This window comes from Campylobacter sp. P255, assembly GCF_003627915.1.
In the GTDB taxonomy this organism is placed as follows: domain Bacteria; phylum Campylobacterota; class Campylobacteria; order Campylobacterales; family Campylobacteraceae; genus Campylobacter_D.
On the sequence record NZ_NREN01000009.1, the window covers coordinates 1 to 25,068 of the forward strand.

Annotated in this window: 24 protein-coding genes and 1 tRNA gene; 8 read left to right on the top strand and 17 right to left on the bottom strand. The window is 33.1% G+C overall.

The window, feature by feature from the left end:
• Positions 1 to 563 precede the first annotated feature (563 nt).
• From sodB to CKA54_RS05510, 6 genes are all read right to left on the bottom strand, one after another.
• Positions 564 to 1,217, bottom strand: a complete 654-nt coding sequence (gene sodB / locus CKA54_RS05485; RefSeq protein ID WP_120760623.1) for a superoxide dismutase [Fe] — start codon at positions 1,215 to 1,217, stop codon at positions 564 to 566.
• A 72-nt stretch (positions 1,218 to 1,289) separates the two neighbouring features.
• Positions 1,290 to 1,793, bottom strand: coding sequence for an anaerobic ribonucleoside-triphosphate reductase activating protein (gene nrdG / locus CKA54_RS05490; protein ID WP_120760624.1), 504 nt, complete (start codon positions 1,791 to 1,793; stop codon positions 1,290 to 1,292).
• Positions 1,765 to 4,041 carry an anaerobic ribonucleoside triphosphate reductase gene (locus CKA54_RS05495; protein ID WP_120760625.1) on the bottom strand — a complete coding sequence of 759 codons (2,277 nt, stop codon included), beginning with the start codon at positions 4,039 to 4,041 and terminating at the stop codon, positions 1,765 to 1,767. The genes nrdG and CKA54_RS05495 overlap by 29 nt, the downstream gene beginning before the upstream one ends.
• Before the next feature lie 132 nt (positions 4,042 to 4,173).
• On the bottom strand, positions 4,174 to 4,788 hold the full coding sequence (locus CKA54_RS05500) for a BspA family leucine-rich repeat surface protein (protein ID WP_120760626.1): 615 nt from the start codon (positions 4,786 to 4,788) through the stop codon (positions 4,174 to 4,176).
• A 204-nt stretch (positions 4,789 to 4,992) separates the two neighbouring features.
• Positions 4,993 to 5,067, bottom strand: a tRNA-Glu gene (locus CKA54_RS05505).
• A gap of 92 nt (positions 5,068 to 5,159) precedes the next feature.
• The gene (locus CKA54_RS05510) at positions 5,160 to 5,918 is read right to left on the bottom strand and encodes an exodeoxyribonuclease III (protein WP_120760627.1); all 759 of its coding nucleotides are present in this window, start codon (positions 5,916 to 5,918) and stop codon (positions 5,160 to 5,162) included.
• Between the two features lie 95 nt (positions 5,919 to 6,013).
• On the opposite strand from CKA54_RS05510, the gene CKA54_RS05515 reads away from it, so the two are divergent.
• From CKA54_RS05515 to pyrC, 4 genes are read left to right on the top strand one after another with little or no spacing between them, the layout of a single operon-like run.
• The gene (locus CKA54_RS05515; RefSeq protein WP_120760628.1) at positions 6,014 to 7,549 is read left to right on the top strand and encodes a phosphoethanolamine transferase; all 1,536 of its coding nucleotides are present in this window, start codon (positions 6,014 to 6,016) and stop codon (positions 7,547 to 7,549) included.
• A complete protein-coding gene (locus CKA54_RS05520; protein ID WP_120760629.1) occupies positions 7,546 to 7,917 on the top strand; it encodes a diacylglycerol kinase in 372 nt (123 codons plus the stop codon). Before CKA54_RS05515 ends, CKA54_RS05520 begins: the two co-directional genes overlap by 4 nt.
• On the top strand, positions 7,902 to 8,132 hold the full coding sequence (locus CKA54_RS05525) for a helix-turn-helix domain-containing protein (protein ID WP_120760630.1): 231 nt from the start codon (positions 7,902 to 7,904) through the stop codon (positions 8,130 to 8,132). The genes CKA54_RS05520 and CKA54_RS05525 overlap by 16 nt, the downstream gene beginning before the upstream one ends.
• Before the next feature lie 8 nt (positions 8,133 to 8,140).
• On the top strand, positions 8,141 to 9,133 hold the full coding sequence (pyrC, locus tag CKA54_RS05530; protein WP_120760631.1) for a dihydroorotase: 993 nt from the start codon (positions 8,141 to 8,143) through the stop codon (positions 9,131 to 9,133).
• 9 nt (positions 9,134 to 9,142) lie between these two features.
• Here pyrC and CKA54_RS05535 read toward each other — a convergent pair whose 3' ends face one another.
• Positions 9,143 to 9,841: a class I SAM-dependent methyltransferase gene (locus CKA54_RS05535; protein ID WP_120760632.1), complete on the bottom strand. Its 699-nt coding sequence runs from the start codon at positions 9,839 to 9,841 to the stop codon at positions 9,143 to 9,145.
• Positions 9,842 to 9,901: 60 nt separating this feature from the next.
• Here CKA54_RS05535 and CKA54_RS05540 point away from each other — a divergent pair, with 60 nt between their 5' ends.
• Genes CKA54_RS05540 through CKA54_RS05550 form a run of 3 tightly spaced genes read left to right on the top strand, consistent with a single transcriptional unit; the run spans position 9,902 to position 12,286 of the window.
• Positions 9,902 to 10,738, top strand: a complete 837-nt coding sequence (locus CKA54_RS05540; RefSeq protein WP_120760633.1) for a zinc ABC transporter substrate-binding protein — start codon at positions 9,902 to 9,904, stop codon at positions 10,736 to 10,738.
• A complete protein-coding gene (locus CKA54_RS05545) occupies positions 10,735 to 11,484 on the top strand; it encodes a metal ABC transporter ATP-binding protein (protein WP_120760634.1) in 750 nt (249 codons plus the stop codon). The genes CKA54_RS05540 and CKA54_RS05545 overlap by 4 nt, the downstream gene beginning before the upstream one ends.
• Positions 11,477 to 12,286 carry a metal ABC transporter permease gene (locus CKA54_RS05550; RefSeq protein WP_120760635.1) on the top strand — a complete coding sequence of 270 codons (810 nt, stop codon included), beginning with the start codon at positions 11,477 to 11,479 and terminating at the stop codon, positions 12,284 to 12,286. Before CKA54_RS05545 ends, CKA54_RS05550 begins: the two co-directional genes overlap by 8 nt.
• Positions 12,287 to 12,300: 14 nt before the next feature.
• On the opposite strand, the gene CKA54_RS05555 is transcribed toward CKA54_RS05550, so the two are convergent.
• From CKA54_RS05555 to purB, 10 genes are all read right to left on the bottom strand, one after another.
• A complete protein-coding gene (locus CKA54_RS05555) occupies positions 12,301 to 13,209 on the bottom strand; it encodes a DNA ligase (RefSeq protein WP_120760636.1) in 909 nt (302 codons plus the stop codon).
• On the bottom strand, positions 13,187 to 13,540 hold the full coding sequence (gene rplT / locus CKA54_RS05560) for a 50S ribosomal protein L20 (protein ID WP_039617097.1): 354 nt from the start codon (positions 13,538 to 13,540) through the stop codon (positions 13,187 to 13,189). The genes CKA54_RS05555 and rplT overlap by 23 nt, the downstream gene beginning before the upstream one ends.
• 97 nt (positions 13,541 to 13,637) lie before the next feature.
• On the bottom strand, positions 13,638 to 13,829 hold the full coding sequence (gene rpmI / locus CKA54_RS05565; RefSeq protein ID WP_039617094.1) for a 50S ribosomal protein L35: 192 nt from the start codon (positions 13,827 to 13,829) through the stop codon (positions 13,638 to 13,640).
• 76 nt (positions 13,830 to 13,905) lie between these two features.
• The gene (locus CKA54_RS05570; RefSeq protein WP_120760637.1) at positions 13,906 to 15,000 is read right to left on the bottom strand and encodes a DNA adenine methylase; all 1,095 of its coding nucleotides are present in this window, start codon (positions 14,998 to 15,000) and stop codon (positions 13,906 to 13,908) included.
• 34 nt (positions 15,001 to 15,034) lie between these two features.
• Positions 15,035 to 15,556, bottom strand: a complete 522-nt coding sequence (gene infC / locus CKA54_RS05575; protein ID WP_043019265.1) for a translation initiation factor IF-3 — start codon at positions 15,554 to 15,556, stop codon at positions 15,035 to 15,037.
• On the bottom strand, positions 15,553 to 17,364 hold the full coding sequence (thrS, locus tag CKA54_RS05580) for a threonine--tRNA ligase (RefSeq protein ID WP_120760638.1): 1,812 nt from the start codon (positions 17,362 to 17,364) through the stop codon (positions 15,553 to 15,555). Before thrS ends, infC begins: the two co-directional genes overlap by 4 nt.
• 106 nt (positions 17,365 to 17,470) lie before the next feature.
• Positions 17,471 to 18,277, bottom strand: coding sequence for an undecaprenyl-diphosphate phosphatase (locus tag CKA54_RS05585; RefSeq protein ID WP_120760639.1), 807 nt, complete (start codon positions 18,275 to 18,277; stop codon positions 17,471 to 17,473).
• A complete protein-coding gene (locus CKA54_RS05590; protein ID WP_120760640.1) occupies positions 18,274 to 20,259 on the bottom strand; it encodes an OPT family oligopeptide transporter in 1,986 nt (661 codons plus the stop codon). Before CKA54_RS05590 ends, CKA54_RS05585 begins: the two co-directional genes overlap by 4 nt.
• A 15-nt stretch (positions 20,260 to 20,274) precedes the next feature.
• Entirely contained in the window at positions 20,275 to 22,650 is a 2,376-nt protein-coding gene (locus CKA54_RS05595; protein ID WP_120760641.1) for a ribonucleoside-diphosphate reductase subunit alpha, read from the bottom strand.
• A gap of 18 nt (positions 22,651 to 22,668) precedes the next feature.
• A complete protein-coding gene (purB, locus tag CKA54_RS05600; protein WP_120760642.1) occupies positions 22,669 to 23,997 on the bottom strand; it encodes an adenylosuccinate lyase in 1,329 nt (442 codons plus the stop codon).
• 79 nt (positions 23,998 to 24,076) lie between these two features.
• Here purB and CKA54_RS05605 point away from each other — a divergent pair, with 79 nt between their 5' ends.
• Entirely contained in the window at positions 24,077 to 24,982 is a 906-nt protein-coding gene (locus CKA54_RS05605) for an RluA family pseudouridine synthase (RefSeq protein WP_120760643.1), read from the top strand.
• The last annotated feature ends 86 nt before the right edge of the window (positions 24,983 to 25,068 follow it).

Sequence of the window (25,068 nt, forward strand, 5' to 3'; positions counted from 1 at the left end):
TTGTGGATACCAAAAGGCTGACTATTTCCATTTGCGATGATAGAGCCATGATTTATGATAGTTACATTATTGGTGTCTTTGTTAACCACAACACCTTTTTTATCACTAACTTCAATTTTACCGCCTTTATCTATGGTTAAAGTACCACCACCATTGTTAATGGTAACTGTGTTACTTTGTTCATTACTTATCGTACAGCTTGTACCATTGCAATTACCACCACTGATATTTTTTTGGTTTTTACTAGTTATTTGGATAGCACCACTTGAATGGTTATGATCACTTATGATGTTTGCATTAGCATAGCTAGCTAAAAAAGATATAGTTGCTAAAGAAAGAAAGGTTTTTTTCGTAAAAAATGAGAGTTGGTTTGATGAATTTAAAGAATGTTTGATTTGGGAATTATCGATTCCCCCCCCCCGTGGAGTAACGAATAGACATTATTTTTCCTTTTGATTTAATTTTATGTTAATTTTCGCAGAATTATAAATGGTTATTTTAAATAAATTTTTAATACAAGCAGTGGTAAGTAAACCTCTTAGAAATTCTAAGAGGTTTTGTTTTTAGTTTAGTGGGTGAAGTTCGTTTGCATAAAAGCTTACTGAGTTCATACCTTCTTTGATAGCCCATTCATAAGCTTTTGCTACAAATTCCCAGTTAATGTGTGCATAGAATTTTTCTAAGTACGCAGGACGTGCATTGCGGTGATCTACATAGTAAGCATGCTCCCATACATCTACTACTAAAAGTGGAACTTTACCTTCAGTAATAGGTGTAGCAGCATTGCTTGTAGCTACTAATTCTAGTTTTTGATTTTGAGTGTTGTAAACTAGCCAAAACCAACCAGAGCCAAATACCCCTGTAGCACCTTTGATAAATTCTTCTTTTAAATTTTCCATAGAACCAAAGTCTTTTTCCACTGCTGCTTTAAATTCATCGCTTAAAGAACAGCCACAACCACAGCATGTTTTTGGCTTAATGCAGTCAAAATAAAAGTCATGATTATACACTTGAGCAGCGTTGTTGAAAATTCCACCGCTTGAATTTTGCACGATGTATACTAAATCTTTTCCTGCAAATTCAGTATCTTTGATAAGATTGTTTAGGTTATTTACATAAGTTTGGTGATGTTTACCATGATGATAAGCAAAAGTTTCTGCACTTAAAAAATCCCCAAAAGCATCTGCTTCATAAGGTAGTTTTCTTAATTCAAACATATCGTTCTCCTTTTTTAAATTTATGGATATTCTAACATAGTTATATTAAAAAAGACTAAACATCTCTTGATTTTACAAAAGTATGATTTTATCTTGTACTAAAGTTTTTGCCACATCAATTATACGTTGGTTTTTACTGCCCTTGAATTTTAATGACAAGTCCTTTTGCTCTAAGATAAACTTCCCATCAATCAAAACATCAGTATAAATGAGTAATTCTTTCATGGCTTGTTCTTGCAACAACTCTTCATAAGTAAAGCCTGTGTATATAGTAAGATCAAGCCCCAAAGCTTTAATATGCTTTGCTAAAATACTTAAATTTTTTGCTTGCATAAAAGGCTCTCCACCACTAAAAGTAACACCTTGAAGCAAAGGATTTTTACAAATCTCATCATATAAACTTGCTAAATCTTGCAAATATCCCTTGTTAAAATCATGTGTTTGTGGGTTATGGCAACCTTTGCAGCGATGAGGGCAACCTTGAGTAAAAATCACATAACGCAAACCATAACCATCGACAATGGATTCTTTTTCAACACCTGCTAGTCTAATGAAAGTTGTGCTTAATTCTTGCATGCACTTCTGCTTTTTTCGCATTGTTAAAACGATCAAGCGTTCCCACTAGATAACCTGTGATCCTTCTAATGCGTTCGAATTTAACATCATCTTCTTTTCTATGACATTTTGGGCAAAACTCATCTATCACACCGCTATAACCACACACTGGGTCTCTATCTAGCGGGAAGTTGATCGAGCCATATCCAATGTTACTTTCTTTCATGCATTGTATGATACGCTTAAAGCTTTCTAGGTTTTTACTCACATCGCCATTTAACTCTACATAAGTGATATGCCCGCCGTTATTTAGCTCATGATATGGAGCTTCTATTTGAATTTTTTCATAGATACTGATAGGAAAATCCACAGGAATATGAAAAGAATTGGTATAAAATTCTTTATCGGTTATGCCTTTTAAAATGCCGTATTTTTTTTGATCTAGCTTTAAAAATCTTCCACTTAATCCTTCAGCTGGAGTGGCTATGAGTGAAAAATTCAGTTTGTCTTTGAATGCTTTTTCATCGACAAATTCACGCATAAAACGCACGATTTGCAAACCAAGCTCTCTTGCTTCTTGGCTTTGCCCATGATGAGAACCCACCAAAGCTACTAAGCTTTCACAAAGCCCTATATAGCCTATAGCTAAAGTCCCATGCGCGATCACTTTTTCTACGCTATCGTTTTCTTTTAAAGTATCTGAATTTATCCAAATTCCCTCGCCCATTAAAAATGGGAAATTTTTAGCCTTTTTTAGGCTTTGAATTTGATATCTATGCAGTAACTGCTCATACACAAGTTCTAATTTTTCTTTTAAAAATGAGTAAAAAAGCTCTAAATTTCCTTTGGCTTCTATAGCTAAACGCACAAGGTTGATACTTGTAAAACTTAAATTTCCTCTACCGCTTGTGATTTCTTTACTCTTATCATAAACATTTGCCATAACCCTAGTTCTACACCCCATATAAGCCACTTCGCTGTTATAATCGCCCTTTTTATAGTATTTTGCGTTAAAACTCGCATCTAAAAAGCTAAAATTTGGAAAAAGTCTTTTAGACGCACATTCTATAGCAAGCTGAAAAAGCTTATAGTTAGGGTCTTTTTCATGGTAATTAACACCTTCTTTTACTTTAAAAATTTGCACAGGGAAAATGGGCGTTTCACCCTCTCCTAGTCCTTTAATCGTGGCTTTGAGTAAATTTTCTACCACCATTTGTCCTTCAAAAGATGTATCGGTGCCATAATTTAACGTACTAAAAGGAACTTGTGCTCCTGCTCTTGAGTTCATAGTGTTAAGATTATGCACCAAAGCTTCCATGGCTTGATAAGTAGCATTTTGTGTTTCAACGAGTGCTTTTTTATACGCGTAAGCATTGGCTTTTTCTAGGAAGTCTTGTTGGTAGCTTGGTAAAGCTTTCAAAAGTGTTTTTAAGCATGCTTTTTCACATGAAGCTTGAAAGTTAGCATTTTCAAAGCATTGATCATCTATGTTTTGCTCTAGTTTTATTTCAAAAAATGCTTTTATGGCTTTTTTATACTCTTTTTGAAAAGTTTTTGTCACGCCTTTTGCCATGGCAAAGTCAAAATTAGGTATAGATTGACCTCCGTGCATTTCGTTTTGGTTAGCTTGTAGGGCGATACATGCTAGCGATGCATAAGATCTGATATCATTTGGCTCTCGCAAGCTTCCATGCCCTGTGCTAAAACCATTTTCAAAAAGCTTTAGCAAGTCAATTTGGCAGCACGTTTGTGTTAGCATATAAAAATCTTTGTCGTGTATGTGTATATCGCCGTTTTGGTGTGCTTTTGCTATATGTTTTGGCAAGACACATTGATCAACATAGTACTTTGCTCCTTCTGAACCATACTTTAACATCATACCCATAGCACTGTCTGAATTGATGTTTGCATTTTCTCTTTTAAGATCTGCTTCCTTAGAGTCTTGAAAAGTCAAGCTATCGTATAAATTCAATAAACCTCGGTCGTTCTTGTGAGTTAGTAGCTTTTGTTGGTGGTGGAACATATATGATTTGGTGGTATTTACTAGGGAATTTTTAATCAAAACTTCTTCGATTAGATCTTGGATTTTTTCTACTTGGATACCCTCATCAAGCAAAGATACAACCTCATCGCAGAGCCGATCTAGTTTTTGCTTGTCTAATTTTTCATCGCTTGAGTTAAGATTGGCTTTAAAAATGGAATTTTTGATCTTTGTAGTATCAAACACAACTTGGCTTTTATCTCTTTTTATAATAAATTTTATCTTCATAGAAATTTTCCTAAAAAATAATCTCTAGATACTGAAAAACAGCACTTTGACAAGATAAGTTTAGTACAAAAAGTTGATGAAAAACTTAAAAAAATAAAAAGAAAAATTCACACAAAAAATGTGTGAATTAGATCAATCAAGCTCTACGCCTTTGATAGTATAAATTTTATCAATTCCGCGATTTCCAAACATTTTATGTGTATTACAATGACTTTGGATATTCCACTCTTCTAGCTCATGATGAAAATTTTTACAGTTATGAAAAAGGTAAGCCATAGTGATGACATTTTGCACATCCCAGTTTGCTACACTATGTTCATAGGCTTGACAGTTTTCAAAACAATGTGCCATTCTGATTGTATTGGAGGTTTTCCAGTGCAATAAAGAATGGTTAAATTTAACACAATTAAAAAACATGTAAGACATATCTTTTAAACTTTGAGTGTTCCATTTTGACAAGTCTTGGTTGAAATTTTTACAGTTGAAAAACATACTCTCCATATTTTCAACTTTTGACACATCCCAACGTGATAAATTAGCATTAAAACTTTCACAACAATAAAACATATAAGACATATCTTTAGCATTTGAAACGTCCCAATTTTCAATACCCAAAAAGTCCGATCTTTTAGAGTAATAAAACACATATGAAAAATCATCTATCAAAGACACATCGATATCTTTTAAAGAAATTCTATCATTATGCACTAGTGCCATCAACTCGTTTTTGTTTTTAGGTTTATACATACTAGCCTCCTTTGTATACTTTAAAAACCGTTGCGAAGTTTTAGGTGTTTAAATGTTAATGATTATTTTAAAAATGTTAATGATAATTAATTTAAAAGAAACTGAATTTAAATAAAATTAAAAGAGCATGCAAAATAACAAATTAGAATGTAACTTTTTGTAAAATGAAAATAAATATCAAAAATATGGGAATAAAAATAGAAGTGGTGACCCATACGAGACTCGAACTCGTGTTACCGCCGTGAAAGGGCGATGTCCTAACCGCTAGACGAATGGGCCACTTTGCAGTTAAGAATGAAATTATATATATATTTTACTTAATATATGATTAATTTATAAGTTTGACACAAAATCCACCTAAAAAAGGTAGATTAAATGTCGATTTCTATGCCAACAGGAGCATGATCTGAACCAAAAATATCATCTCTTATAAAGGCATTTTTGAGCTTGTCTTTTAAACCATTAGAGATAAAAAAGTAGTCAATCCTCCAGCCTACATTTCTTTCTCTTGCTTTCATTCTATAGCTCCACCACGAGTATTTTTCTTTGATGTCGCCATTAACATGCCTAAATGTATCTACAAAACCTAATTTTAGCAAATCATCAATCCAAGCACGTTCTATAGGTAAAAAGCCTGAAGTTTTTTCATTGGCCTTTGGGTGAGTTAAGTCTATCTCACGGTGAGCAGTGTTAACATCACCACAAATGATAATCTCTTTACCTTCTTTTAAAAGCTTATCTAGATACACCAAAAAATCATTGTAAAATTTCATTTTAAAATTCAAACGCTCTTCATCTTTTTGACCATTTGGAAAGTAGATGTTAAACAAAACTATGTTTTTAAATCTATGTTCTAAAACCCTACCCTCATCATCATCAAAAAATTCACATTTTTTCACTTCGCAGTCAAAATTGCACAAGCTCATCACTCCCGAGTAGCCCGCTCTTTTGGCACTATTTGAATACATATGTTTGAAAGGGTATTCGTAAATTCTTTTTGGGAATTTGTCTTCATGTGCTTTGATTTCTTGAAAGCCTATAAAATCAATTTCTTCTTGTTCGATCCAATCTAGTGCGTTTTTATCGCAAATTGCCCTTAGGCCATTTACATTCCATGATAATAATTTCATTAAAAGCCTTTATTCTTTAGTTATTGCTATTTTATATGCGATTTATTAATTTTATTCAAATAGACTAAGTTTTTATTTTATTCTAAAGGAAAAAAATGCGTTTAAAGCTCTCGTGGGTGCAATTTACTTTACTTAATACCGTTTTTATTATGGCGTTTAATTTTCCATTATTTGAATTTGTATATGATAAAATCGAGCAAGATCTCATGCTTTTTGGGATATTTTTTGGAATTTATTTTTTCTTAGTTTTAAGCATACTATCTTTAGTCTACCTTCCTTACTTAAGTAAAATTTTAAGCATATTTTTGCTTAGTACTTGTGCTATTTGTAGTTATTTTGTTAGCAACTATGGAGTTTTAATCGATGATCATATGATACAAAATGTTGTTGAAACAGATAATAGAGAATTTTTTTCGTATTTTAATTTTTCTTTTGTTTTGTATATTTTAGCTTTTGTTGTTTTACCTAGCGTGCTTGTGATTTTAACTAAGATCGAGTATGAGAGATATTTTTTCAAAAAAAGTGTATTATTTTTAGGATCTTTAGCTATATGCTTTGGCTTAATCGCCCTTAGTTCAAAGTCTTTTTTGCCTTTTTTACGATCACACAATATCGTTAGAATGTATAATCTACCATTTTACCCAATTTACTCTAGTATAGAATTTACCAAGAAAAAACTAGCAAGCAAAAAAGAACTTACTATCATTTCAGATGATGCGAGTTTAAAAGATAACAATGCTTCTAGATTGATGATTTTAGTTGTAGGAGAAACAGCTCGAGCAAGTCATTATTCTTTAGGGGGTTACACTTATAATGATACAAATTTTTACACCAAAAATGAAGCAAATTTGGTTTATTTTAGTGATGTAAGCTCTTGTGGAACTGCCACGGCAAGAAGTTTGCCTTGTATGTTTTCAAGACATAAAAGAGAAGATTTTAAAGATGGTTTGTATGAAGAAAATGCTTTAGATATCTTACAAAAAGTCGGGGTCAAAAGTGTTTGGTTTGGCAACAATTCAGGAGGCTGCAAAGGCAATTGCGATCGCATAAAACACCAATTGATTGCAAAAGATTATGATGAGAGTTTACTCGAACTTGTAGAAAAAGAACTCCAAAACACCCATACCAATCAAATCATCGTTGTGCATTTACAAGGTTCTCATGGGCCAACTTACTACAAACGCTACCCAAAAGAATTTAAAAAATTTACTCCTACTTGTGACACAAATGAGCTTAACACCTGCTCACAAGAACAAATCATCAACACCTATGATAATACTTTACTTTACACAGATTTTATCCTTAAAAATCTTATAGATTTACTTCGAAAAAGCCCTATTCAAGAGGCTTCTTTACTGTACCTATCAGATCATGGGGAGAGTTTAGGTGAGAATGGAATTTATCTACATGGCATGCCTTATTTAATAGCACCAAAAGACCAAAAACATATACCAATGATCTTTTGGAGTAAAGATGGCAACTTAACTCAAGCCTTACAAGCAAAAAAAGACTACAAGCTCTCGCATGATAATCTTTTTTCAAGTTTGCTAGGATATTTTGGAGTAAATAGTAAAGAGTATGAGGCAAATTATGATATATTTAGCGAAAATTTAAAGGAAAATAAACGATGAAACCTAAGTATTCTTTGTTTAAAAATGCAAGCTATGCCTTGAGTGGAGTTAAATTTTTACTCAAAGATGAAATGGCTTTTCGAATAGAATTTGCCATTATCCTGCCTTTAATATGCTTGAGTTTGTTTTTTCCTATAAGCTTTTTAGAGCATTTTGTGCTTGTATTTGTTCTAGTGTTGATTTTGATCGTAGAAGCACTAAATTCTGCCATAGAAGCTTGCGTGGATCTTTGCACGAGCGAATTTCACATCTTAGCCAAAAAAGCAAAAGATTGCGCAAGTGCAGGGGTGCTTTTTAGCGTAGTTTTAGCTATAATTACTTGGAGTTTTATTCTTTTTGATATGGCTAGAGAATGGATGATAAAGTAAAAACACTATGTATTAAAATTTTTGGTAAAAAACGTTTTGAAATTTTAGAATTTTTAGCGCTTCATGCTGATGATGATGGCTTTGTCTTTGCAAATATCGAAGAACTTTCCAAACAATTAAACATCAGCAAACCTACCATTATTTCTACTTTTAAATTTTTAGAAGAAAAAGCTTTGCTTGAAAAACTCAAAAATGGATTATATAAACTCAAATAGGAGATAAAATGATAGTTAAAAACCCTTTGGATATGCATTTGCATTTACGTGATGAAAGCATGCTTGAACTTGTAGCTCCATTTAGCGCAAAAGACTTTAAGGTAGGGGTTATCATGCCAAATTTAATCACCCCACTTACTGAAACAACTGCACTCAAAGCCTACAAAGAACGCATTTTAAAAGCATGCAACAAAGAAGACTTTACGCCTTTAATGACTTTATTTTTCAAAGACTATGATGAGAAATTTTTAGAAAAAGCCAAAGATGAACTTTTTGCCATCAAGCTTTACCCTGCGGGCATAACCACCAACTCAGATAATGGAATTTCAAGCTTTGATATAGAAAAGCTAAAGCCCACATTAAACGCCATGAGCGAATTAAACATACCTTTGCTTGTGCATGGTGAAACAAATGATTTTGTAATGGATAGAGAAGCGAATTTTGCTAAAATTTATGAAAAACTAGCAAAAAACTTTCCGAAACTAAAAATCATCATGGAGCACATCACCACCAAAACTTTGTGTGATTTACTAAAAGATCATGAAAACTTATACGCAACTATCACTTTACACCACTTGATGATAACCTTAGATGATGTAGTGGGTGGCAAGATGGATCCGCACTTGTTTTGCAAGCCTATTGCAAAACGCTACGAGGATAAAGACGCTTTATGCGAGCTTGCTTTTAGTGGCTATGAAAAGGCTATGTTTGGAAGCGATAGCGCGCCTCATCCACTACACGCTAAAGAATGCTGTGGTTGTGCGGCTGGTGTATTTAGCGCACCGGTGATTTTACCTGTACTGGCTGAACTTTTTGAAAAACATTCAAATGAAGTAAATTTGCAAAAATTTATTTCAGATAATGCCTGCAAAATCCATGATCTTAAATTTGAAAATGATAAAATTATCACTCTAGAAAAACAAGAATGGCAAGTACCACAAAAATACGGTGATGTGGTGCCATTTATGGCAGGAAAAATTTTAAATTTCAAGGTGCAATAACCTTGAAATTTAACCAACAATCAAAAGTTTTATCTTAGCTTCTATGATCTCTTCTACCTCATCTTTTGCAAAGCTTTCTAGTTCTTGTTTGTTTGCATTAACACCATTCATACTCAAATGCCATAAAGCATTTTCTATCGCACTTTCTTTATCTCTTTTTACCACTCTAGTTTCATTAAAAATTTCAACCTCATAAGGGATATTTTGTGCATTTAAAAAACCTTGCAAATCCTCTTCATAAAAACCTTTAAAATGCGTATTAAAATGTTCAAATATAGGATCTAAAAAGCTACTTTTACGCCTACTTGCCCAACCTAAATACACTTTTTTAGGCGCTAAGTTTAAAAAGGCTTGATAATCTTTTTCATTTTGCAAAGCAGGTGACATACTCAAAAAAGCTAAGTCAAATTTCATATTATGGTTGTTATAAAAGCTTTCAAAGTCCAAATTTAAAGTTTTTACATTTGATATAGCATGAGTTGTTGCATCTTCTTGCAAAATTTCAAGCATAGCGCTAGAGCTATCTATACCCAAAACATCTTTTGCTTTTTGTGCTAAATGCAAAGTCCAAACACCGCTCCCACAGCCTATATCTACTACACTTTTACCTTGCAAGGATCCAAGTTTTGCAAAAGTAGTTTTTTGGATTTCGTTTAAGTTAGAACTATATCTTGCGTAACTTTTTGCTTTTTTATTCCATAAATTCATCTTCACTCCTTATTTTTTCTAATATAGTATAATATTTTTTTGTTTTTAGAAAGGAAAATTATGCGTGTATTGTTTTTGTGTTTGATTTCATTTTTTAGCTTATATGCTAAAAATTTAGTTAGTGTTAGTATCGCTCCGCAGGCTTATTTTGTAAAGCAAATTGCCAAAGACACTTTGGATGTAAACATCGTTATACCTCCTAATGCAAATGAGCATACTTTCGAATTTAAACCAAGTGGTATTTTAAAACTTGAAAAAAGCGATATTTACTTCACAGCAAATTTGGAATTTGAAAAAATTTGGATTTTAAAGCTTAAGGATAATCTCAAAAACACCCAAATCATCTCCACACAAAATGGCATTAAGCTTATGCCTTTACAAGAGCATGCACACGATGGACACCACCACCATGGAGATGACCCTCACACTTGGCTTGATCCTGTTTTAGTTAAAACTCATGCTAAAAACATTGCCTTAGCACTTATAGAACAATACCCAGAAAATAAAGCATTTTACGAGCAAAATTTAAAAGACTTTTTAAAAGAACTTGATACGTTAAATTTACAAATTCAAGCACTTTTTGAACACAGTAAGGGCAAGTATTTTTTAGTATACCACCCATCTTGGGGGTATTTTGCTAAAAGATACCATTTAAATCAAATTCCTGTCGAAATAGAAGGCAAAGAACCTAAGCCAAAAGATTTAGCCAAACTCGCAAAACTCATACAAAAAGAACATATCAAAGCTATTTTCGTGCCAAAAGGAGCTAATAATAACACCATTAAAGCCATGGCAAATAACTATGGACTACAAATCATAGAGCTTGATCATTTGCCAAGTGATTACAACAATGCGCTTTTAAGCGATGCAAAAAATATAGCAAGCATGTTACAATGATACAAATTCAAATTGAAAATCTTGATTTTACTTATCATCAAGATATAGTTTTAAAAAATATCAACCTAAACTATAACAGTAAGGATTTTTTGGCCATAGTGGGACCAAATGGCGGAGGCAAATCTACACTTTTAAAGCTGATACTTGGCTTACTTGATAGCCATAAAAAGATTAAATTTAATGGATTTAACCTCAAAGATATAGGCTATGTCCCGCAAAATACTTTAGCCAACCCAAACTTTCCAGTACGCGTACTAGAAGTAGTTATGATGGGCAGGGTGGATAAAAAATTCTTTGGTTTTTATACCAAAAAAGACCAAGATCAAGCTTTAATAGCCCTAGAAAAAGTAGGTATGAGAAATTTTTGGGATAAAAAAATCAATGAACTAAGCGGAGGCCAAAGACAAAGAGTTTACATCGCAAGAGCACTAGCAAGTGAATGCAAGCTTTTAATCCTTGATGAACCTACTGCAAGTATAGATACTAAAGGTTCGGTGCAGATTTTTGAGCTTTTGAAAAAATTACACGAAAGCGGGGTTGGTGTGATAGTAATATGCCATGATTTAAATGTCAGTTTAGCTTATGCAAACAAAATCGCATATTTAAACAAAGAATTATTTTTGCACGAAAATACTCCTGAAAAAAAAGCACACTTGCTAACACATCTAAGCCAAAATCATTCACATTTTTGCGATGTGGAGCTTAGCTTGGAGCAGTGTTGTTGTAAAGGAGAAAATCATGCTTGAGCTTTTGTCTAGCTCTTTTATTCAAAATGCCTTTCTAGCAGCGTTTTTAACTAGCATTGCCTGTGGTATCATGGGGACTTTGATCATGATCAACCGTCTAAGTTCTATTGCAGGTGGCATCACTCATGGGGCTTTTGGTGGCATAGGCATAGCATTTTATTTTGGCTTACCTGTGCTAGTTAGCACAAGTTTGTTTACGCTTTTTTTAGCTTTGCTTGTGGCGTTTTTGGTGCAAAAATACCCTTTTAGAAGCGACAATATAGTCGGTGTTGTATGGGCTTTTGGTATGGCTGTTGGGATCATACTTATAGACTTAACTCCAGGGTATAATGGCGACTTGATGGGATACTTGTTTGGTAGTATTTTATCTGTACCTACACAAGATATTATTTTATTTGCTGTGATTGATGTGATTTTTGTGTTTTTGGTTTTGCTTTTTTATCGTCAGTTTGAAATTCTAAGTTTTGATAAGGAATTTGCGAGCTTAAGAGGGGTTAAAACTGATGTTTTTCATTATCTTTTGATCGCAATGATGGCTTTTTGCATCGTAATCAGCATCAAGATAGTAGGACTTGTACTAGTGATAGCCTTGCTTAGCATACCTGCTTTTATCGCTGAAAGTTTTTCTAAAAAACTTGGGCAAATGATGATCATCTCCACGTTTTTAAGCATAAGTTTTTGCGTGGTAGGGCTTTTTGTAAGTTTTTATTATAATCTTGCAAGTGGAGCTTGTATTATAGCTAGTGCTTGCGTGGGTTTTGTGCTTTACCTTTGCTTTAGAGTTTTTATAAAGAAAATTTAACATACTTTGCGGGCTTATCGCAAAGTACTACTTTCATGTACTCTTAAAAAGCTTGCAAATTTTGGCTTACCATTTTTGGTTAAGCCACTATACTTAAAAGTAATAATAGCGCCAATTGGCGGAGGATTTAAGCGATCGCTTTCTTTAAAACCTGAACCTATTTTAAAATCTACTTTTTTACCCTCGATAATGGCTTCACAAAGCAAAGAATCCATTTTACCTTCCCATTTAGCCTTTGCTTTAAAATGCTCTTTTACTACACACTCTAAATCATCAAATGGCTTTAATTTAAAAGCATTGTTTGATCTTTTCTTTTCATAAGGTGCGTTGTTTAATCTTATGATCACACCCTCGCCTTTATGCGAAATGATATCTTGGTAAAATTGCTTTAAATGATTTTTATCTTTAATGCGAATTTGTGGGATGATTTTTATAAAATCATTTGGATTTTTAGCTAAATACTTTTTTAAAATATCTAATCTTGCTTCTAAAGTACAAGGATCAAGTTTAAATTCTTTACAAGCATTTGGCACATCAAAGACGTTATAACTTACTTTTTGCCAGAGTTTTTCATCGGGATTTTCTTGGCGTATTAAAGATGAAATTTCTTCAAAAGAAGCTCTTTTTACCCAAAGCTCTCCATCTAATTCGAATTTAGGAAAATTTTTTGTGAAAAACAAAGGGAGTTTTATGGCATTTCCTGCCCTTGTTTGCATAGACTTACCGCTCCAAAGCCCTCTTACACCATCGAGTTTTTCACTCATAAGATAATGACTTAAATTTACATCTTTAAATGTTTTTTCATCATAGACTTTAAAAAGTAAAATATCTTTTGCAAAAAGAGGATTTAAAAAGAGAGTAAAGAGAAAAACAAGGCTTATAAAAAGCCTTGCAGTAAGATTAAAGTGCTTTTTTAGCAGCATCTGCTATTTTAGCAAAAGCAGCTGCATCATTCATCGCTAAATCAGCTAAGATTTTTCTATCAAGCTCAATGCCTGCTTTTTTAAGACCATTTATAAATCTTGAATAACTAATATCATTTAGTCTGCAAGCTGCATTGATACGTACTATCCAAAGACGACGGAAATCACGTTTTTTGCGGCGTCTATCACGATACGCATAAACCAAACTTCTTTCTAATTGTTCTTTAGCTTTTCTAAAGTGTTTGCGGCGACCACTATAAAAACCACGCGCAAGTTTTAAAACCTTTTTATGTCTGCGGCGTCTTACAACACCTGTTTTTACTCTTGCCATATTTATCCTTTCACAAATTGGCGTTCGTTAAACGAATCTTGCCCTTTAAATAAGGGGAGTTTGAATGACTTTCGTCAAAAACTAAATTTAAGCGAGCTTAAATTCCTAACATTTTTTCAACCGCTTTAACATTGGTTGAGTGAACATACTTAGAAGTGCGAAGATCACGCATTCTTTTAGCAGGTTTTTTAGTCAAAATGTGGCTTCTATAAGCAGCACCTCTTTTGATTTTGTTTTTACCTACTTTGAAGCGTTTAACAGCACTTTTAACGCTTTTCATTTTTGGCATGTGTATCCTTTGGATCAATTTTTTCATAAAAGAAAGCTATCATTTTACTACAACTATGCTTTAGAAAAATTAAATTCTAGTTCTTCTTTTTTAACACATAAAGTTGTTCTTGTATATGCATAGAACGCTTAGAGAGGTTTCTGCTCGCTCTAAAGGCATTATACTTTTGCTCAAGCACAAAACATTCTCCAAGGCTTTGAAGTCTTTTTGTGAAATTTTCTTTTTTTACAAAACCTTCACAATTATAAGAAAGCAATACAATCTTAGCTTTCAAATCATCTATCAAATCAAACAAAGCATCTTCGGCTTTTTTTTCTTTGTTGAAAGCACTGCGGTTCCAGTCTTTTGGTATGCCAGAAACCTTTGAAATTTCCTTTGGCTTTTTATAATTAGCAATTAAATTTAACATAAAATAATTTGATCCATAAGGGTGCTGATTATAAGGTGGGTCTAAATACGCCACATCAAAACTATCAAGCTCCTTAGCTAAAACATTTGCATCTTTTTGAAAAACCTCATACTCACAAGTAAAATTTGAAAAAACAGGCATTTTTAAAACTATATCGCCTTTTATACGACTAAGTGCATTTGCTCCATTTCCTCCAAATTTTCCCACTCCATTTTTATCTTTATAAAAACCTTTAAAAACCCCGCTTGTATTTGCATGTACGCTGGCTTCATAGATAAGCGGTGCAATGAAGTATTTTTGTATATTACTTGGTAATTTTGAAATTTTTTGTCGCATAGAATCTAAATACATCGCATTTTTAAGCGTATAAAAAACTCTTTCATCTTTTTGAATATGCTCATCATCATTTGGTGCATAAAGCTTGCTTATAAAGCCTTTTTCAAGCTTTAAATCAGAGGTTAAAAAAGCATAATGTTTTTGTAATTCTTGTAAAAACTGTGCGTTTTGATTGCTTAAGTAACACTCATTAATGATTTTAGAATAATCCTCCAAATCATTTGCCATGATAAAACTCGCATAAGGCCTCACAAAACGCGAAACTACCCCAGAGCCACTAAATACATCACAAAAGCTAAATTTGTCTTTTTTTAGCTCATTTTGTGCGAATTTAAAGCCTTGATTTAAAAAATCAAGCAAGGATCTTTTATTGCCAAGATAAGTTATGATTTGTTCTTTTAAAAATTGCGGATTTTCTTGTAGCATAAGTTTAAAGACACAAGCCTTTTTAGGCTTGTGATTATTTTTTCTTTTTAGGAGTTACTAGCATATTTACATAGCGTCCTTCGAGTAAAGGTTCTTTGTCTCTATCTGCTATATCTTCAACCATTTGCCAAATTTTTTCAAGCAAGGCTACCCCTGCTTCAGGAGAGCCCATCTCACGACCTTTTAAAAACACTCTAAATTTCACATGCTTGCCTTGCTCTAAAAACTCGCTTGCATGCTTCACTTTATAGTTGATATCGTTTTGAGCGATTTTCACAGAAAGCTTGATTTCTTTTATATCAATCACTTTTTGTTTTTTCTTTGCTTCTTTTTGCTTTTTTTCTTGTTGATAACGGAATTTTCCATAATCCATTATCTTACATACAGGTGGCTTGGCTTCAGCAGCTATCATCACCAAATCAAGCCCTAGTCTATTTGCGATATCTAGCGCTTCATCACTACTAATAATGCCATAAACCTTGCCATCATCACCTATACATCTGATCTCATCTGCTTGAATTTCTTCATTTAGCAATACTTCTTTTTCTTTACTCAAAAGCGTACCTCACTTAATTTCTCCTTGGTTAGGGTTATAAATTCATCTAAAGTCATTGTTTTTTGTTCTTTTGCTCTTCTATCTCTTAAAGCCACACTTTGGTTTGCTACTTCTTCATCGCCTAAAACAAGTATCATAGGCACATGTGCTTTTTCTGCGGTGCGGATTTTTTTGTTTAAACTTTCGTTTTTATTATATACTTCACTATCAATACCAAGCTCTAAAAGCTTTCTTGCTATTTCTTTTGCATACTCATGATGATTTTGCGAAATAGGCACTATAGCTACTTGAGTTGGCGCAATAAAAAATGGCAACTCACCCGCACAATGCTCTACCAAAATTCCTATAAATCTTTCAAAAGAACCCAAAATGGCACGGTGAAGCATTACAGGTTGTTTTTTCTCATTATCTGCGTCTGTGTATTCGAGTTTAAAACGACTTGGCAAGTTAAAGTCTACTTGTATAGTTCCGCACTGCCATTTTCTCTTTAATGCATCGGTGATTTTTATATCTATTTTTGGACCATAGAAAGCTCCACCACCCTCATCAATGCCGTATTTTAAACCTTGCTCATCTAAGGCTTCTTTTAGTGCTTTAGTTGCTATATCCCAAATTTCATCATCGCCTATCGCTTTTGCTGGGCGTGTTGAAATTTCCATTTCATAATCAAATTCAAAAGCTTTCATCAAGGTATCAACAAAACTTAGAATTTCTAACACTTGTTCTTTTATCTGACTTGGCATACAAAAAATATGCGCATCATCTTGGGTAAATTCTCTTACTCTAAAAAGCCCGTGTAAAACTCCACTTTTTTCATGGCGGTGCACTACACCGTATTCGAAGAATTTCAAAGGCAAGTCACGATAACTTCTAACATCATTTTGATAAATTTTAATATGCCCTACACAATTCATTGGCTTAATGCCATATTCTTGCTCATCAATTTGCGTAAAATACATATTTTCTTTATAGTTTGCATAATGCCCACTCACTTTCCATGCATCAGCCTTTAAAAGCTCAGGTCCACGCACTGGCTCATAACCTCTTAGTCTGTGTGCTTTATACAACAAATGTTCTAGCTTGCTTCTTAATTTTGCTCCATTGCTAAGCCATATAGGAAGTCCGCCGCCGATCTCATCATCAAAAGCAAAAAGCTTCATTTCATTACCAAGTTTTCTATGGTCTCTTTTTTTAGCTTCTTCTATGATTTTTAAGTATTCATTTAAACTTTCTTTATCTGCAAAAGCGGTACCATAAATTCTTGTAAGCATTTCTCTTTTCTCATCACCGCCTAAATACGCACCGGCTACACGAGTAAGCTTGAAAAATCTTAAATACCTAGTGTTTGGCACATGAGGCCCACGACATAAATCTTCAAACTCACCTTGTTTGTAAATACTTACTTTACCATCAGGAATTCTTAATAAAACTTCTTGTTTAAGATCATCATTAGCAAATTTTTCTTTAACTTCTTGTTTGGAGAGTTCGTATTTTGTTATATCTAGCTTTGCTTCTGCTAGTTCTTTCATTTTCTTTTCGATTTTACTTAAGTCTTCTTCTGAAATTTTACTATCGACTCTAAAATCATAGTAAAACCCATCTTCTATCACAGGACCTACGAAAAATTTAGCTTCTGGATATAAGCTTTTAATCGCTTGAGCCATCAAGTGCGCACAAGAGTGGCGGATAACTTCTAAACTTTGTTTAGAATTATCAAAATAAACAGGACTTAAATTTGTATCATTATTAAAACTTTGAGTATCCACTAAAGTTTCATTGTTTGCATATGCAATTATATCTTTTGTCATTTCTACCCTTAGCACTCACTAACTTTGTGAGATTAAATTAAAATATAAGACTAATTTTAGCTATGAAAAACTTAAACTTTTTTTAAATAAAGGATATTTTTATCTTTCAAATACCCGTTCTTGATATATCTAACATACCACTCATAAAAAGATACAAAAACACAACACCTAAAATAATCCTATAAATTCCAAAAGGTATAAAGTTGATCTTGCTGATTAATTTTAAAAAGATTTTTATCACCACAAAAGCAACCACAAAAGCTGTTACAAAGCCTATTGCCAAAGGAATGAAATTGCTCATATTACTTAGCACTTGTGGTTCTTTATAGATACTATAAGCTGTTGCAACGATCATGGTTGGTATCGCAAGTAAAAAAGAAAATTCAGAAGCAACTTTACGGTCAAGTCCAAGCAATAACCCTCCTATGATACTTGCTCCACTTCTTGAAGTACCTGGTATGATCGCAAGAGCTTGCGTTAAGCCTATCAAAAAAGCTTGTTTATAACTTACCTCATCTAAAGAATGGATCGTATAGTCTTTTTTTCTATGCTTTAACTCTATCACAATAAAAATAATCCCACCGATTATCAACATTGTAGCCACTGTGTAGCCATTAAATATTTCTTTTAAAAACTTATATGCTATAAAACCTACCCCTCCTGCGGGCAAAAAGCCCACAGCAAGTTTAAGCCAGATATCGATTTTTTGAGTTAATTTATCTTTGAAAATCAAGATAACCGCTAGTATAGAACCAAGCTGAATGATAATAAAAAAACTTCTCCAAAAATCATCAATTTCTAAACCTAAAATTTCAGCACCCAAGATCATATGTCCGGTTGATGAAACGGGTAAAAATTCTGTTAAACCTTCAATAATTCCTAAAATCAAAGCATAATAATAATCTAAATTCATTTTTTAAGTACTCTTCTTGCAAAAATTAGCATAATCGCTACAAACACTACAAATCCTATAATCCCATCATCTTTAAATGAAGTCACAATAGCAAGTGGCTCTTCAGCCCCGCCTCTGCTAATAGAAAACACAGTTAAACCTGCTATTAACACTCCAAATATACTTTCTCCCACTATCAAACCAGAAGCAAACAAAGTCCCTTTTTGCTCATGCTCTTGAATAAGTTCTTTTTTATGGGCATTTTTAGCATATCTTTTTTCTAAACGTTTTTTAATTAAATACGCTAAAAAACCTCCGATAAACAAAGGCGTGTTGATAGTTGGCGGTAAATACATACCTATACCCACAGCTAAAGGTGGTAAAGACATGTTTTTAGTTCTTAGCACTCGATCAACGATGATAATACCAACACCTACAAAAGCACCTATTATGATATAAGCCCAGTCGATATTAGCATTAAAAATTCCTTGTGCTATGGTACTCATTAAATTTGCTTGTGGAGCAGCTAAAGCATTTGCTTCATCCATACCTTCTCTTGGTAAAGCACCCACAAAGCCATAAGCTTGATATAGCAAATTTAACACAGGAGCTATCGCTAAAGCCCCAAAAACACAACCTATAATCAAAGAAACCTGCTGTTTCCACGGAGTAGCACCCACTAAATAACCGGTTTTTAAATCCTGTAAATTATCATTTGAAATGGCCGCTGTTGCCAAAATAACACTTGTAATAAAAATCGCAAAAGCAATAGCAAACTTAGACATCAACGGATCATCAAATAAATTAATCTTATAACCTAAAAGCAGGATAATTAAAGATGAGATCATAATCCCTATAAGTCCTATACCTGAAATAGGAGAAGATGAAGAACCTACCAAACCTGCCATATATCCACAGGCTGAAGCCACAAAAAAACCTATAAAAATTGCGATCAAAGTTCCAACTAAAGCAAAAAGAATTTGATATCCACTAGCCAAAGTTGAGTCTGCTACAAAAGTATAAAAAGATACAAATAAACCTATGGTCATCAAAACAAATAATATTAGTATCGTTTTTAAAGATAAATCCGTATCTGTTGAATTTTTTGATACACTTAAAGAGGTTTTTTTAAGCATATTTTTTACACCATTATAAACAGGCTTTGCTAACTCGATTAAAGTCCATAATGCAGCTACGGCTATAGCTCCAGTACCTATTAATCGTACTTTTTGCGCCCAAATTTGACTTGCGATATCAAGTGTAGCTAAACTTAAATCAAGGTTTTCTTTAGATGAAAAATACGGCACAAACACCATCCATGCAAGCATCATACCCACAAGCAATGCAACTCCACCAGCTATACCGACTAAATATCCAGCACCCAAAAGCGCTACTGAATAACCCATGGAAAATGCAAAAGTCATTTTTTGCCACATAAAGGCTATACTGCTTCCGCTTGAAAGTAATTTAAATCCACTTGAAAAAAGACTTACAATAGAAGCTATACTAACTCCTAAGATGATTTCTTTTAAACCTACTTTGCCTTTTTTGTCCGCTTGATCTTTGTTGGCTACTTTTAAAATTTCAGCTGCTGCCCTTCCTTCAGGATAAGCTAACTTGCTTTCTACTACCATAGCCCTACGCAAAGGTATAGTAAAAAGCACTCCTAAGCCACCACCACAAAGACAAAGCATAAAGGTAAGCCACAATGGGAATTCAACCCAATATCCACACATGAAAAGCCCTGGTATAACAAAAATAACAGCTGAAAGCGTACCTGCTGCTGACACTTGAGTTTGCACCATGTTATTTTCTAAAATATTAGAATCTTTGAAGATTTTTAAAACAGCCATTGCAATCACAACAGCAGGAATAGAAGTAGAAAAAGTAAGACCCACCTTAAGCCCCAAATATACATTTGAGGCTGTAAAGATTATAGTTAAAACACTTCCTAGTATAATACCCCTAAGCGTAAGCTCCGGTAGAGATTTTTTTGTATGCATTTTGTTTCTCCATTTTTATTGACATCCTTCGCATTCTATAGTTCTATCAACCACATTATCGTTAAGTTTTTCACTATCAGGACTTTCACTTCTTAAATAATAAGTTGATTTAACACCTAATTCCCAAGCAAGTTGATAAATTTCATTTAAATACCCACCGCTTGCTTTATCTAAAGAAACAAAGATATTTAAAGACTGACCCTGATCAATCCACTTACCACGAATCGCTGCTGCTTTGACTAGAATTTTTTGATCAAGCTCATAAGCAGGAGTGTAATACTGCCATGTATTAGCACTTAAATTTGGCACAACAGTTGGTATCATACCGCTTAAGTTTTGCTCAAACCATTTTCTTTTATATACAGGTTCAATTGTTTGAGTTGTACCTACTAAAATAGAAATAGAAGAAGTTGGCGCTATAGCCATCAAATAGCCATTTCTTATACCATCTCTTTTTAATTTTTCTCTTAGCTTTTCCCAGTCACACTCGCTTTGATCAAACAAGCCATCACTTACAGTTAGTTTTTTTGCATTTTCATTTGCTACATCAATTGGCACTATACCTTTACTCCAATTTGAACCTTCAAAATCAGGATAAGAGCCTTTCTCCAAAGCTAAATTTGAACTTGCTAAAATTGCCTCATAACTAATCATCTCCATAATACGGTCAATTTTTTCAAAATGTTCATTTGATCCCCAGTAAATTTGAGCTTCAGCTAACATTTGCGCTTCACCCATTACACCAAGACCTATAGCGCGTGATTTTAGGTTGGTATTTTTTACTTTTACATGTGGATAAAAATTTAGATCAATCACATTATCAAGCATTCTTATTGCCGTTGGTACAACTCTTTGAATATCTTCTTTAGTATTGATTTTGCTTAGATTAATACTTGCTAGATTACAAACAGCAGTTTTGCCTTCGTTTTTATATTTTTCTACTATATAAACTTTTTTTCCATTAATGCTATCTAAAGTAGAAACTTTCTTAGCAAGTTTTTTATACCCTCCATCTATCACAAGTTCTTCGTTTTCATCTAAATGAAGTTCTGTTTTATCATCAAATACAATTTTGATTTGATAGTAATTTGGATCTGTATTTTGGAAAATTTCTGTACATAAATTTGAACTTCTTATGATACCTGCATGTGCATTTGGATTTGCTTTATTAGCACTGTCTTTAAAGCATAAAAATGGCATACCTGTTTCAAAATACGAAAGTAGAATTTTTTTCCAAAGTTCTTTTGCATCTACTATTTCTTTGGCAATGCTTTCATCTTTTTCAAATTCTTCATATTTTTTTTCAAATTCTTCACCGTATAAATCACATAAGCTTGCAGTATCAGCAGGATCAAAAAGTGTCCACTTGCCATTTGCTCTTACTCTTTTCATAAACAAATCATTAATCCACAAAGCAGGGAAAAGCTCATGCGCTCTTCTTCTTTCCTCTCCTGAATTTTTACGCAAATCTAAAAAGTCATTGATATCCATATGCCAAGGTTCAATATATACCGCAATCGCTCCTTTTCTAGTGCCAAGCTGATCTACTGCAACGGCAATATCGTTAGTGATTTTTAAAAATGGTATGATTCCACCTGCTGCATTTTTATGTCCGTCTATGCTTCCACCCATAGCACGCACTTTAGACCAATCCCAGCCTATACCACCACCAAATTTAGATAAAAGTGCCATTTCATGATAAGAGTCAAAAATACCCTCAATATTATCAGGTGTACTTCCTATATAACAAGAACTAAGTTGATGTCTTGTGGTTCTTGCATTAGAAAGAGTTGGGGTTGCAAGCATGACTTCAAATGTAGAAATAAGATCATAAAATTTCTTAGCCCAAGTTTGAGAATCCAACTCATTTTGCGCTAAAAACATTGCAATAGCCATAAACATTTGTTGTGGTAATTCTATAGGCATGCCCTTAGAATCTTTAATCAAATATCGATCATATAAAGTTTTGATGCCAAGATAAGTAAATTGCAAATCACGTTCAGGTTTTATATAGGCATCAAGATCATCTAAATCGTATTTTTCTTTTAAACCAATTAAAATCCTACCTTCTTTTTCGCCTTTTTCGAGGTATTCTCTTAAATGTTTGTAGCCATTATAACCACTGACTTTTTTATACAAATCATACAAAAACAATCTTGCAGCAACAAAAGTCCAATTAGGTCTATCGATGTCTATTTTATCTACTGCTGTTTTGATTAAAGTTTGCTGGATTTCTTCTGTTGTTATACCATCACGAAATTGAATTTTTGCATCTACTTCAAGTTCACTTTGACTGACATTTTCTAAATTTGCTACTGCATCTGTGGTATATTTTTTGATCTTTGAAACATCTAATTCTTCAGTTCTTCCATTTCTTTTTAATACTTTCACTCACAACCCCTAATGTTATTATTTAAAAGTTCTTGCAAAAATTTTATCTACGTTCTTTGTATAGTAGTTATAATCAAAGCAATTTCTAATATCTGCTTCACTTAAAGATTTTTTCAAATCCTCATCAGCCAACAAAGCTAACAAAAACAAACTTTCGCCCTTTTCATTTAACGCAGGCTTGCCATTTTGCAAATCAGCCCATACTTTCATGGCATTTCTTTGAACAATCTTGTAAGCTTCTTCTCTACTTATACCCTTGAATGGAAGTTCAAGTAAAACTCTTTGAGAGAATACAAGTCCTCCGGTTAAATTTAAATTTTTCATCATATTTTCTGGATACACCAAAAGCTTTTCTATCACACCACACAATCTTGAAAGCATAAAATCTGTTGTGATAAAAGCATCAGGTAATACAAATCTTTCTACACTAGAATGCGATATATCTCTTTCATGCCACAATGCTACATTTTCTAAAGCAGGTGTTACATAAGCTCTTATCATTCTACAAAGACCGGTGATATTTTCACTCAAAACAGGATTTCTTTTGTGAGGCATAGCAGAGCTTCCTTTTTGTCCTTGAGAAAAATACTCTTCAGCTTCATATACTTCTGTTCTTTGAAAATGGCGGATCGCAACGGCAATTTGCTCACAACTTGAAGCTAAAATAGCTAAAGCTGAAATAACTTGTGCATAACGATCTCTTTGTATCACTTGGTTTGAAACTGGTGCTGGTTTAAGATCTAAATTTTTACAAACTTCTTCTTCAAATTCAAGCGGAGCATGTGCAAAATTTCCCATAGCACCACTGATTTTCCCATAACTAATCACTTCTTTTGCATGAGCAATTAGATCTTTTGCATGCACTAACGAATCATACCAAATAGCCAAAACCAAACCAAAAGTTATAGGCTCGCCATGAATTCCATGACTTCTTCCCACCATTAAGGTATTTTTATGTTCATATGCTCTTGTTTTTATCGTTGCTAAAACTTGATCTAAATCTTGTAAGATTAGTTCTAAACTATCTTTAATCTGCAAAGCAACCGCAGTATCAATACAATCTGAACTTGTCATCGCATAATGCACAAAACGACTTTCTTCACCCAAACTTTCACTTACACTAGTTAAAAAAGCGATAACATCGTGCTTGGTAGTTTTTTCTATCTCATCTATTCTTGCTATGTCAAATTTTGCATTTTTTATAATTTTTTCACAATCATCATCTTTAATAAGACCAAGTTTATTCCATGCTTTCACAGCTGCTAATTCTACTTTTAACCATGCATCATATTTTGCTTGCATGTCCCATTTTTTAGCCATGATTTCTCTACTATATCTTTCAACCATTTTCAAGACCTTTTTATATATAATTTTTTATGAAAAAATAGCTTAAATTTTATTATAATTTACCTAAGAAAGTTATTAAATGGCATATATAAAAAAGAAACTATCAAATAATGGAAAAAAGGCATTTAGACTGCTTATGGATGAGCTGAAAATTTCCATGCGTGAAGCACAAAAACTCATTGATAAAAAAAGACTATTTTGTAATGGAATTTTAGTAGAAGAAAAAAATAAATTTTTAGATGGTTTAGTAGAACTAATCATATACGAAAATAACCCTAAAGGACTAGAAGTAGTTTATGAAAATGATGACTTTGCTGTAGTAGAAAAACCAAGTGGGGTATTAACTCATCCTAATGGCCGTAACTGTAATTATAGTCTTTGTGATGAAATTTGGCACTTATGGGGTGAAAAAGCTTGTGTGGCACATAGATTAGATAAAGAAACAAGTGGACTTTTACTCATAGCAAAACATAAAAATGCACAAATTGAATTAAAAACTATGTTTGAAAAAAGATTAGTGCAAAAAAGCTACCTTGCTCTAGTAAAAGGAAAAACCAAAAAAGAATTTATAGTAGATAAAAAAATGGATTTAACTAAAGACTATGATGCAGTCAAAACTAGAATGCAAATTTGTGAAAACGGCAAAGAAGCTTTAACGCAATTTTATACTTTAGAGTATTTTAAAAATTTAGACGCTAGTTTGGTTTTAGCCAAACCTCTAACAGGCAGACAACATCAAATACGACTGCATTTGTTTCATGTGAAACATAAAATTTTAGGTGATCCTTTATATGGTTTAGAAAAAATACAAATCGAACAAATACTAGATGGAAAAATGAGTGAAGTCGAAAGAATTCAGATCACAGGGGCTAAAAGACTGCTTTTACACTCTTTTAGCTTAGATTTTATATATAAAAATCAAAAATTTTCAATACAATCTCAAAAAAATATAAAAGATGAATTTTTAAAAGAAGGATTATTGTAAAAAAAATATTTCTATTGGATACTTTTACCCTCGTAATATCGGAGATATGGTTGCAAGTTTAGATATGCTATATGCAATTAAATATA

Bases quoted from the DNA above. Each gene is read 5' to 3' on its own strand.
- sodB (WP_120760623.1), bottom strand. From the start codon at position 1,217: ATGTTTGAATTAAGAAAACTACCTTATGAAGCAGATGCTTTTGGGGAT.
- nrdG (WP_120760624.1), bottom strand. From the start codon at position 1,793: ATGCAAGAATTAAGCACAACTTTCATTAGACTAGCAGGTGTTGAAAAA.
- CKA54_RS05495 (WP_120760625.1), bottom strand. From the start codon at position 4,041: ATGAAGATAAAATTTATTATAAAAAGAGATAAAAGCCAAGTTGTGTTT.
- CKA54_RS05500 (WP_120760626.1), bottom strand. From the start codon at position 4,788: ATGTATAAACCTAAAAACAAAAACGAGTTGATGGCACTAGTGCATAAT.
- CKA54_RS05510 (WP_120760627.1), bottom strand. From the start codon at position 5,918: ATGAAATTATTATCATGGAATGTAAATGGCCTAAGGGCAATTTGCGAT.
- CKA54_RS05515 (WP_120760628.1), top strand. From the start codon at position 6,014: ATGCGTTTAAAGCTCTCGTGGGTGCAATTTACTTTACTTAATACCGTT.
- CKA54_RS05520 (WP_120760629.1), top strand. From the start codon at position 7,546: ATGAAACCTAAGTATTCTTTGTTTAAAAATGCAAGCTATGCCTTGAGT.
- CKA54_RS05525 (WP_120760630.1), top strand. From the start codon at position 7,902: ATGGATGATAAAGTAAAAACACTATGTATTAAAATTTTTGGTAAAAAA.
- pyrC (WP_120760631.1), top strand. From the start codon at position 8,141: ATGATAGTTAAAAACCCTTTGGATATGCATTTGCATTTACGTGATGAA.
- CKA54_RS05535 (WP_120760632.1), bottom strand. From the start codon at position 9,841: ATGAATTTATGGAATAAAAAAGCAAAAAGTTACGCAAGATATAGTTCT.
- CKA54_RS05540 (WP_120760633.1), top strand. From the start codon at position 9,902: ATGCGTGTATTGTTTTTGTGTTTGATTTCATTTTTTAGCTTATATGCT.
- CKA54_RS05545 (WP_120760634.1), top strand. From the start codon at position 10,735: ATGATACAAATTCAAATTGAAAATCTTGATTTTACTTATCATCAAGAT.
- CKA54_RS05550 (WP_120760635.1), top strand. From the start codon at position 11,477: ATGCTTGAGCTTTTGTCTAGCTCTTTTATTCAAAATGCCTTTCTAGCA.
- CKA54_RS05555 (WP_120760636.1), bottom strand. From the start codon at position 13,209: ATGCTGCTAAAAAAGCACTTTAATCTTACTGCAAGGCTTTTTATAAGC.
- rplT (WP_039617097.1), bottom strand. From the start codon at position 13,540: ATGGCAAGAGTAAAAACAGGTGTTGTAAGACGCCGCAGACATAAAAAG.
- rpmI (WP_039617094.1), bottom strand. From the start codon at position 13,829: ATGCCAAAAATGAAAAGCGTTAAAAGTGCTGTTAAACGCTTCAAAGTA.
- CKA54_RS05570 (WP_120760637.1), bottom strand. From the start codon at position 15,000: ATGCTACAAGAAAATCCGCAATTTTTAAAAGAACAAATCATAACTTAT.
- thrS (WP_120760638.1), bottom strand. From the start codon at position 17,364: ATGACAAAAGATATAATTGCATATGCAAACAATGAAACTTTAGTGGAT.
- CKA54_RS05585 (WP_120760639.1), bottom strand. From the start codon at position 18,277: ATGAATTTAGATTATTATTATGCTTTGATTTTAGGAATTATTGAAGGT.
- CKA54_RS05590 (WP_120760640.1), bottom strand. From the start codon at position 20,259: ATGCATACAAAAAAATCTCTACCGGAGCTTACGCTTAGGGGTATTATA.
- purB (WP_120760642.1), bottom strand. From the start codon at position 23,997: ATGGTTGAAAGATATAGTAGAGAAATCATGGCTAAAAAATGGGACATG.
- CKA54_RS05605 (WP_120760643.1), top strand. From the start codon at position 24,077: ATGGCATATATAAAAAAGAAACTATCAAATAATGGAAAAAAGGCATTT.